Annotated in this window: 7 protein-coding genes and 2 pseudogenes; 6 read left to right on the top strand and 3 right to left on the bottom strand. The window is 60.3% G+C overall.

Annotated features, from left to right (window positions below; translation table 11 throughout):
* Positions 1–229: 229 nt before the first annotated feature.
* Positions 230–997 carry a DeoR/GlpR family DNA-binding transcription regulator gene (locus tag R4P65_RS32695; RefSeq protein ID WP_317829649.1) on the bottom strand — a complete coding sequence of 256 codons (768 nt, stop codon included), beginning with the start codon at positions 995–997 and terminating at the stop codon, positions 230–232.
* A gap of 27 nt (positions 998–1,024) precedes the next feature.
* Positions 1,025–2,221 (bottom strand): annotated as a pseudogene (gene pdxA / locus R4P65_RS32700) (4-hydroxythreonine-4-phosphate dehydrogenase PdxA); the annotation flags it as partial.
* Positions 2,222–2,623: 402 nt separating this feature from the next.
* Between pdxA and R4P65_RS32705 the strand changes: the two are divergent.
* The 6 genes and pseudogenes from R4P65_RS32705 to R4P65_RS32730 all read left to right on the top strand — a co-directional run bounded on the left by R4P65_RS32705 (position 2,624) and on the right by R4P65_RS32730 (position 6,597).
* Positions 2,624–3,142, top strand: coding sequence for an ABC transporter permease (locus R4P65_RS32705; RefSeq protein WP_317829655.1), 519 nt, complete (start codon positions 2,624–2,626; stop codon positions 3,140–3,142).
* A gap of 3 nt (positions 3,143–3,145) precedes the next feature.
* Positions 3,146–3,634, top strand: a complete 489-nt coding sequence (locus R4P65_RS32710) for an ATP-binding cassette domain-containing protein (RefSeq protein ID WP_317829651.1) — start codon at positions 3,146–3,148, stop codon at positions 3,632–3,634.
* Positions 3,577–3,978 (top strand): annotated as a pseudogene (locus R4P65_RS32715) (ATP-binding cassette domain-containing protein); the annotation flags it as partial. The gene R4P65_RS32710 and the pseudogene R4P65_RS32715, both read left to right, overlap by 58 nt.
* Before the next feature lie 78 nt (positions 3,979–4,056).
* Positions 4,057–4,842 (top strand): ATP-binding cassette domain-containing protein, encoded by a 786-nt coding sequence (locus R4P65_RS32720; RefSeq protein ID WP_317829652.1) that lies wholly within the window; start codon positions 4,057–4,059, stop codon positions 4,840–4,842.
* Positions 4,842–5,801: an aldo/keto reductase gene (locus tag R4P65_RS32725; protein WP_317829653.1), complete on the top strand. Its 960-nt coding sequence runs from the start codon at positions 4,842–4,844 to the stop codon at positions 5,799–5,801. The genes R4P65_RS32720 and R4P65_RS32725 overlap by 1 nt, the downstream gene beginning before the upstream one ends.
* A 34-nt stretch (positions 5,802–5,835) precedes the next feature.
* Entirely contained in the window at positions 5,836–6,597 is a 762-nt protein-coding gene (locus R4P65_RS32730; protein ID WP_317829654.1) for an HpcH/HpaI aldolase family protein, read from the top strand.
* 64 nt (positions 6,598–6,661) lie between these two features.
* On the opposite strand, the gene R4P65_RS32735 is transcribed toward R4P65_RS32730, so the two are convergent.
* Positions 6,662–8,086 carry an aldehyde dehydrogenase family protein gene (locus R4P65_RS32735; RefSeq protein WP_230817979.1) on the bottom strand — a complete coding sequence of 475 codons (1,425 nt, stop codon included), beginning with the start codon at positions 8,084–8,086 and terminating at the stop codon, positions 6,662–6,664.
* Positions 8,087–8,431: the final 345 nt, after the last annotated feature.

Below are 8,431 nucleotides of genomic sequence, written 5' to 3' on the forward strand. Positions count from 1 at the left end.
CGAAATTTGGTCAGGCACTTCGTACAACCTCGTGTCACTCGCCGTAAGGCGGGAGTCGGTGTCCGTGTCGCTCTGACTTGGAATAAGTTACGCGTCCGCTGAAGTCTTTGACAAATCCACAGGTCAGAGGCTCGGAGATTACCATTTCCCCAGCAAGATTGTCCGTTTCAACCGATTTTTGCCGATTCTGACATCATGTGACGCCGGACACCGTGGCCGGATCGGCACCTCACACCAATTGGACTCGGATTCCGGCGGCCTCGAACAACGTGACCTGCTCTGCGTCTACCGCAGCATCGGTGACCAGCACAGCCCCCGGCGGTATCGGCGCCCACGCATGGAAAGGACGTTCACCGAGTTTGGCGGAGTGCGCGAGTATGTAGACCTCGCCGGCACGTTCGATCATCATTTCCTTGAGCCGTGTCTGTTCGAGCTCAGCTTCACAAATACCCAGGTCAGCGGTAGCCGCGTCGGCTCCGAGGAATGCCTTGTCGAACGACACCCTCTGCAACGACGCTTCAGCAAGTGGTCCGACAAATCCTTGGCTGAGCGGCCTCAACGTCCCACCGAGACATTCGACTCGGACACCATCAGCATCGGCTAGCGCTTCGAGCGCTGTCAGCCCTGCAGCAATCACCGTCAAATTCGTCACGTGACGTAAGAACTCGCCCATCACACCCGCAGTGGTGCCTGCATCCAGGAGCACAGTTTCTCCGGGCCGGACCTGCTCGGCAGCCCACTCTGCAATCCCCCGTTTGGCCTCGAATCCCTCCATCACTCTCTGACGCAGAGATGATTCCGGATGGGGATTGATTGCAATTGCCCCGCCATAGGTGCGTGCGATGAGTCCCTGAGCAGTCAACTGACTCAGGTCTCGACGGATAGTCGACGCGGTGACCCCGAACTGAGCCGAGAGGTCCTCGACGCTGGCCAGACCACTCGTGCGCGCAAGTCTTGCGATTTCAGACCGCCGCGCCTCCGACTCCCGGATGGCCATCGCTCCTCCCCCTACGAACTCTGGTGCTTACTTGGAAACGAATGTGCTGGTTGCCAATTCGGCCGCCTGCCCCAGCGCTTCGACCATGCTACCGGCCTCGGCGATGCCCTTACCTGCAATATCGAATGCGGTTCCGTGATCGACGGAGGTTCGTATGACCGGCAAGCCCACAGTGATGTTGACCCCGGCCTCGATTCCGAGGACCTTGACCGGGCCGTGCCCCTGATCGTGATACATCGCGACGATCAAGTCGTAGTCACCACGGCCGGCCAGGAAGAACGCGGTATCCGCCGGCAGAGGACCGTGGACGTCGATTCCTTCTGCCTTCAACAGTTCAACGGAGGGAATGATCTTCTGCTCTTCCTCCCCGTAGCCGAAGAGCCCATTCTCCCCTGCGTGCGGGTTGATCCCGCAGACGCCGATCTTCGGAGACGGATTTCCGGTGCGCACCAAGGCTTCATGACCTCGACGAATGGTCCGCTCCACCAGACCCGGTTCGATCCTGGCGACCGCGTCGAGCAGTCCGATGTGTGTAGTCACGTGAATGACCTTGCGCTTGGGCGTCGACAACATCATCGACACCTCCTCGGTACCGGTCAGGTGCGCGAGCAATTCCGTGTGACCAGGGAAAATGTGCCCTGCCGCATGCAGCGCTTCCTTGTTCAGCGGCGCGGTGCAGATCGAATGAACTTCACCGCGAACAGCGAGTTCGCGTGCAACGCGGATGTACTGATAGGCCGCATCTCCCACGACTGCCGACAGTTCACCCCACGCGAGATCCTCAGGTAGCAAGTCCAAATCGATGACGTTGATCCGTCCATCGATGAATTCAGCATCCTTGATCTCCTCGACGTCGACCACATCGACGTCGATTCCGAGAACCTCGGCGGCCAGACGCAGGCGCTTCGCGTCGCCGACAACGACCGGGCGGCAACGCTTTCTCGTTTCGTCGTCGAGGAGTGCGGGGACGATCACTTCCGGCCCGACGCCGGCGCCGTCGCCCATCGTGACAGCGATCAGCGGCAGTGGGGTGGATTCGATTGACATTGGCTTGACCTCGTTGTCTGAAGGTTTCACTGAAGGTGGACTGTCCGGAGCGGCAACCGAAGCGGGGTGCGCGAGAAACTCCGTTATGGAGCAAAGACTGTGTACATCCCCGAAACTCCCTGGCCGCGTGACGATGTACCGACCGGTGTGATCGACGGAAAGAACAGCGCCGTGTTCGAACCTCCCACAACTCCACGCGCCAGCGCGGTCACAGAGGCAGACTTCGCACGCGCCGTAAGCGAGACAGCCGAGTCAAGATCTGGGCCGGCTCGATCTGCGCGCTCCTGGTGATTCTTCCCGTTGCATTGGCCGGACTGCTCCCCCTTGCAGATCCGAACCAGACCAATCTGAGCAGTCGACGGCTACCGCCTCTCACCGACGGCCATCTGTTCGGCACCGATCAGTTGGGACGAGATCTCCTCTCACGGATCCTGCACGGCGGCCAGGTGTCTCTGACGATCGGTATTCTCGCCGTAATCGTCTCCGGGCTCATCGGCATCGTCGCCGGATCCGCCGGGGGGGTACTTCGGTGGCTGGGTCGACACCGTAATCTCCCGCCTACTCGAAGCACAGCTTTCTCTGCCTCTGCTGATGATGCTGCTTCTCGTTGTTGCGCTGTTCGGCCCGTCCATTCCCGTCATCACGTTTGTCATCGCGATCGCGCAGTGGCCCGAAGTCGCGCGGTTGACTCGCTCATTGGTACTCGTCGAACGCGAAAAGTCTTATGTAGCTGCAGTTCGAGTCCTCGGACTTACCCGCATGGCCATCCTGCTTCGTCACGTCATTCCGAACATCGTCAAGCAGGCATCGCTCGACGTCCTGCTGCTGCTCGCGCAGGCCGTACTGCTGGAAAGTTCGTTGAGCTACCTCGGCGCCGGACCGCAACGTCCATTCGCGACCTGGGGACGAATCATCGCCGACGGCCAGGACTACATCACCACCTCATGGTGGATCGTGACTCTGACGGGCCTGATGATCGTACTGCTGGTGGTCGGAGTGAACCTACTCGGCGACGGTCTGCGCGATCGGCCTTCAGGATCGAAACGACTGGGCGCAAGCCTGTTCGGGCGTGGCAACGCCCAGAAAACAAAGGTGTGAGACATGGGCAATCTACTACGGGTCGACGACCGCCAGATCGAACTTGTCACGGCCAATGGCGTCATCCGAGCCGTCGACGGCGTCTCCTTCTGCATCGACGCAGGCGAAACCGTCTCCGTCATCGGTGAATCCGGCTCGGGCAAGTCGACGACCGCCATGGGTATCCTCGGGCTCTTGCCGGACGATCTTGCCGTTCTCTCCGGGAGAGCTGAATTCAAAGGCCGGGACATTCTCGGAAAAACGAAGATCTTGAATGAGATTCGTGGCAGACACATCGCCCTGATCCCCCAGGACCCGATGACGGCACTGAGTCCGGTCCACACCATCGGAAGCCAACTCCGAGAAGCAATACGGCACAGTGGGATTACGACCAAGAAACGACAGGTCGATCGAGCCGTCGAACTACTCGAGCAGGTACGCATTCCCTACCGGAGCAACAGCTCGACAAGTATCCGCACCAACTGTCGGGCGGAATGTTGCAGCGCGTCCTGATCGCCGGAGCTCTTGCCGCCGGCCCCGAACTCATCGTCGCCGACGAGCCCACCAGTGCACTGGACGTCACCGTCCAGGCCGGCATCTTGGACCTGTTGCTCGAGTTGCAGGAGCGCACCGGGATCGGAATGCTGGTCATCACTCATGATCTCGGAGTTGCGCGGTTGGTCTCCCATCGCATCTACGTGATGAAGGACGGCCGATTCATCGAGACCGGTAGCGCCGACGTCCTCGTCGACTCACCGCAAAGCGCCTACACACAAAAGCTTCTCGACGCCATACCGAACCTGGGGCCTTGGGACGGCGACCCCGCCCGTTCAACACAGATCGGAGCCTCGGCATGAACCCCCCACGAAACGCCACTTCTCGCCGTCGAAGACCTCGTTGTCGAGTATCCGGTTCCCGACGGAGTTTTCCGAGCCGTGGACGCTGTGAGCTTCTCTGTGGAAAAGGGCAAGACCCTGGCCATCGTCGGCGAATCCGGATGTGGCAAGTCGACCATCGCTCGATCTATCGTCCGGCTCCTCACACCGACCAGTGGACGCATTCTCGTCGACGGCAAGGACATCGCACAGATGTCCGAGAAGTCACTGCACCCCTACCGTTCTCGCGTTCAAATGGTGTTCCAAGATCCGTACGGATCACTGGACCCCCATCTCACTGCCGAGGACATCATCGGAGAACCACTCCGCCTCAAAGGCGTTCGAAGCAAGTCAGAACGCGCCAAAGCTGCAGCAGAACTCGTCGATCGCGTTGGCTTGCCAACCTCGGCACTACACCGGCGTCCAGCGGAGTTCTCAGGAGGCCAACGTCAGCGCATCGGAATTGCTCGGGCCCTGGCCAGCGGACCCGAACTGTTGGTGTGCGACGAAGCCACCAGCGCCCTGGATGTTTCAGTCCAAGCGCAGGTGCTCGAACTGCTGCGAGAGATCCAGTCCGATACCGGGTTGACGTACGTTTTCATCTCACACAACTTGGGCGTCGTCCGAGAAGTCAGCGAGACAGTAGTCGTGATGTCGAAAGGAACCATCGTCGAATCCGGTTCCACAGAAACAGTTCTCGCCAGTCCGCGTGAGCCGTACACCCGCGCACTACGTGGCGCTGCTCTCGATCCCACCACCATGGTCGGCATCAAACCACGCCACGTGGTGGCAGCCCTGTCCAAGAACTTGCTAGCCAAGCAGACCGAATCACGAGGAGTTGCCTGATGACCGCCCCACTCGAGCTACCAAAACTGGTGCTCGGCACAATGACCTTCGGAGATACGGTCGACATATCGGGTGCCGGATCGATGCTTGACGCAGCACTGGACGCCGGTATCTCTCACATCGACACGGCCAACGGCTATGCGGGCGGCGAGTCCGAGCGCATGCTGGCAAAACTCCTTCATGGTCGACGCGATTCCATCACTCTGGCCACCAAGGCGGGAATGCCACACCCCGATGCCGTTGACAACAGCCCGCTCTCGGCAAAGGGGCTCAGGGCAAGCATCGAAGCAAGCCTGCGCAGACTCGACACCGACTACGTCGACCTGTTCTATCTCCATCAGCCGGATCGAGCGGTATCGCTGAGCGAAACACTCACTACCGTCGCCGAACTGGTTGCGGAAGGAAAGATTCGCGCTCTCGGTGTTTCCAACTTCGCAGCCTGGCAAATCAGCGAAATCGACTACACCGCAGACACAGTAGGTGCGCCGAGACCGATCGTCGCACAACAGCTCTACAACTTGCTCGCGCGTCACATCGAAGAAGAATACGCAGAATTCGCGGACGTGACCGGACTGACCACCATGGTCTACAACCCACTCGGCGGTGGACTGTTGACCGGGCGTCACACTTTCGAGGAAAGCCCCTCAGGCGGCCGATTCGGTGACTCCCGCCTTGCGTCGATGTACAAGGAACGGTACTGGAACACACAGATATTCGACGCGATCGCCCAGTTGACGGCAATCGCAGAACAGTCGGGGATTTCCCTGACCGAGCTTGCGTTGCGCTGGCTGGTGAGCAAACCTGCAACTGGGTCAGTGCTACTCGGAGGATCCAAAGTCGCACACCTCGAATCCAATATCGCGGCCATCGGGCGAGGACCACTGTACTCCTCGATCATCGAAGAGTGTGACCTCGTCGGTGCCGCCCTACGAGGCCCCATGCCCAACTACAACCGCTGAAACACCCGACCTTCATCAGAAGGAGTTCTTCACTATGTCAGCACAGGAATTCGCCGCGCGCATCCGAGGACGCGAACGCATTCTCGGATACTGGTCCGTCCTCGACAGTCCGATCTCGACCGAATGGATCGCGCACGTCGGCTGGGACTACATCGCCCTCGACATGCAGCACGGCCTGATCGGCTATTCGGGAATGGTCGCCGGCCTCACCGCAATCGACTCGTCACCGTCCACTGTCGGGATGGTGCGCGTCGAGGAAAACAATCCGACGCCTATCGGACGAGCACTCGACGCGGGTGCTGTCGGCGTCATCGTTCCACTGATCAACAACGCCGACGAGGCCGCGGCCGCTGTGGCAGCCGCCAATTATCCGCCATTCGGCATCCGCTCTTACGGGCCCATGCGCTCGCAACTCCGTATCGGCCCCGTTCCCGCCGACGCGAACCGCGACACTGTTGTCTTCGCGATGATCGAAACCCCACAAGGCCTGGAGAACGTCGAAAAGGTCTGTGCTGTACCCGGATTGGATGGCGTGTACGTCGGACCGTCCGATCTACGAATCGCCGTCGGCGGTAAGCACTCCAACGATCCGGACGTGTCCGAGGAATTCGAAGCAGCGCTTACCCGGGTGCGCGAAGCTGCCGCCCTCGGCGGAGTGGCCGCGGGAATTCACACACCCTCCGGTCAGGTTGCGGCACAACGGCTTGGGGAGGGTTACACCTTCGCGACCGTGGCCTCGGACCTGACACACCTGGCGAACATCTCGGCTCAGCATTTGGATGCCGCCAAGTCCTGATCCGGGTACAAAAATGGCGATGCTCCCGTACTTAGTACGGGAGCATCGCCATTCTCGAACAAGACTATCGCTGAATCGCCTTGATCTCGAGGAACTCTTCGAGCCCGAACGTGCCCGCCTCACGTCCGACGCCCGACTGCTTGTACCCACCGAACGGCGCATTGGTGTTGAACGCACCGCCATTCACCTCGACCTGCCCGGCCCGCAGCTGCCGTGCGACACGATCCGCGCGATCGGGGTCACCTGACCAGACTCCGCCGGCCAAACCGTATTCGGTCCCGTTGGCAATCCGCACTGCGTCGGCCTCGTCCTTGTAGCCCATGATCGAGAGGACCGGTCCGAAGATCTCCTCGCGCGCAATGGTCATATCCTCAGTCACGTTCGCGAACACCGTCGGCCCGACGAAATACCCACTGGCCAATCCGGTTTCGCGACCGTCGACAACCGCGGTGGCGCCCTCGGCTACCCCCTTCTCGATGTATCCGCGAACGCGTCCCAGCTGATTCGCGTTCACCAGCGGCCCAAGCACCGAAGTCGGCTGAGTCGGATCACCTACCTGGAAATGAGCGGCCACCGCAGCAGCAATTGCCGCTGCCTCGTCCACCTTCTCCGCGGGAACCAACATACGCGTCAGCGCCGAACAGGTCTGGCCCGAATTGATGAAGCACTTTGCGACGCCATCCGTGACAGCCTTTTCGAGGTCGGCGTCGTCGAGAATGACGTTCGCGGACTTGCCGCCCAGTTCAAGCGAGACCTTCTTGATTGTGTCTGCAGCCACGATGGCCACTCGCTTGCCGGCCCGAGTCGATCCGGTGAAGGAGACCATGTCGACCTCGGGGTGGCCGGCGATGGCTTCGCCCACTACCGGGCCGTATCCGCTCACCAGGTTGAATACACCTGCAGGCAAACCGATTTCGTCGAAGATGTCAGCGAGAGCGTACGTGATGAGAGGCGCAACCTCGGTAGGCTTGAGAACCACGGTGCAGCCTGCGGCGAGTGCGCCGCCAACCTTCAAGACAACTTGGTGGAGCGGGAAGTTCCACGGAGTGATTGCGCCGACAACACCCGCCGGTTCGCGAACAATCAGCGAATTCCCGACCTCGTGTGCGTCGAAATCATAAGTGCGGGCCAATTCAGCAAATGCATTCAAATTCGCCAGCGGCATTCCGATTTGTACGGGCTTGGCGAATCCGATCGGCATGCCCATATCCTGCGAAACCAGCGCCGCAAGATCATCGGTACGTTCGGCAATAATCGCAGCAGCTTTGGAAAGATATTCGGCGCGCTCGCCGCCGGATAGTGCAGACCAAGCGGGGAAAGCATTTCGTGCTGCCTTCGCGGCCGCGTCGACATCTTCGACAGTGCCCTCGGCGACAGTTCCTATCAACTCTTCCGTAGCCGGATTGAGAACGTCGATCCGACCGCTGCCAGTGGATTCGATCCAGGCGCCATCAACATAGATTTTGGTGCGGTCGAGAATATCGGTCATCGAAGCCTCCGTAGTCAGCACGCGTGCACAGGTGAGGTGGGCCCGATCACACGGGGCACCTCTTCCGAGCCTAGCCACGCTCGACGGGTTCCGTGGCAGGTTGGTGGCGCGATTGGCGCTCGACTGCCGAGACTTGCGGTGGGCGCACGCTTTTCAGTGTTCGGGTGAACGGTGCGTTGGGTCGGTCTGAGGCGACGGAAGTGTCGTTCGCTCGATGTCGGGGGGGTTGCAGGGGTGTATTTTGGGGTGTGTTGTGGGTACGAGAAAGCCCCCCAACCATCACTGGTTGGGGGGCTTCTCTTAAATTGTGTTCGGCGGTGTCCTACTCTCCCACACCCTGTCGAG

The sequence above is a fragment of the Rhodococcus sp. IEGM 1318 genome (genome assembly GCF_033142465.1).
GTDB classification, from domain to species: Bacteria; Actinomycetota; Actinomycetes; order Mycobacteriales; family Mycobacteriaceae; genus Rhodococcus_F; species Rhodococcus_F qingshengii_B.

Coding starts and splice junctions, on each gene's coding strand:
- R4P65_RS32695 (WP_317829649.1), bottom strand. CDS start 997: ATGGCCATCCGGGAGTCGGAGGCGCGGCGGTCTGAAATCGCAAGACTT.
- R4P65_RS32710 (WP_317829651.1), top strand. CDS start 3,146: ATGGGCAATCTACTACGGGTCGACGACCGCCAGATCGAACTTGTCACG.
- R4P65_RS32725 (WP_317829653.1), top strand. CDS start 4,842: ATGACCGCCCCACTCGAGCTACCAAAACTGGTGCTCGGCACAATGACC.
- R4P65_RS32730 (WP_317829654.1), top strand. CDS start 5,836: ATGTCAGCACAGGAATTCGCCGCGCGCATCCGAGGACGCGAACGCATT.
- R4P65_RS32735 (WP_230817979.1), bottom strand. CDS start 8,086: ATGACCGATATTCTCGACCGCACCAAAATCTATGTTGATGGCGCCTGG.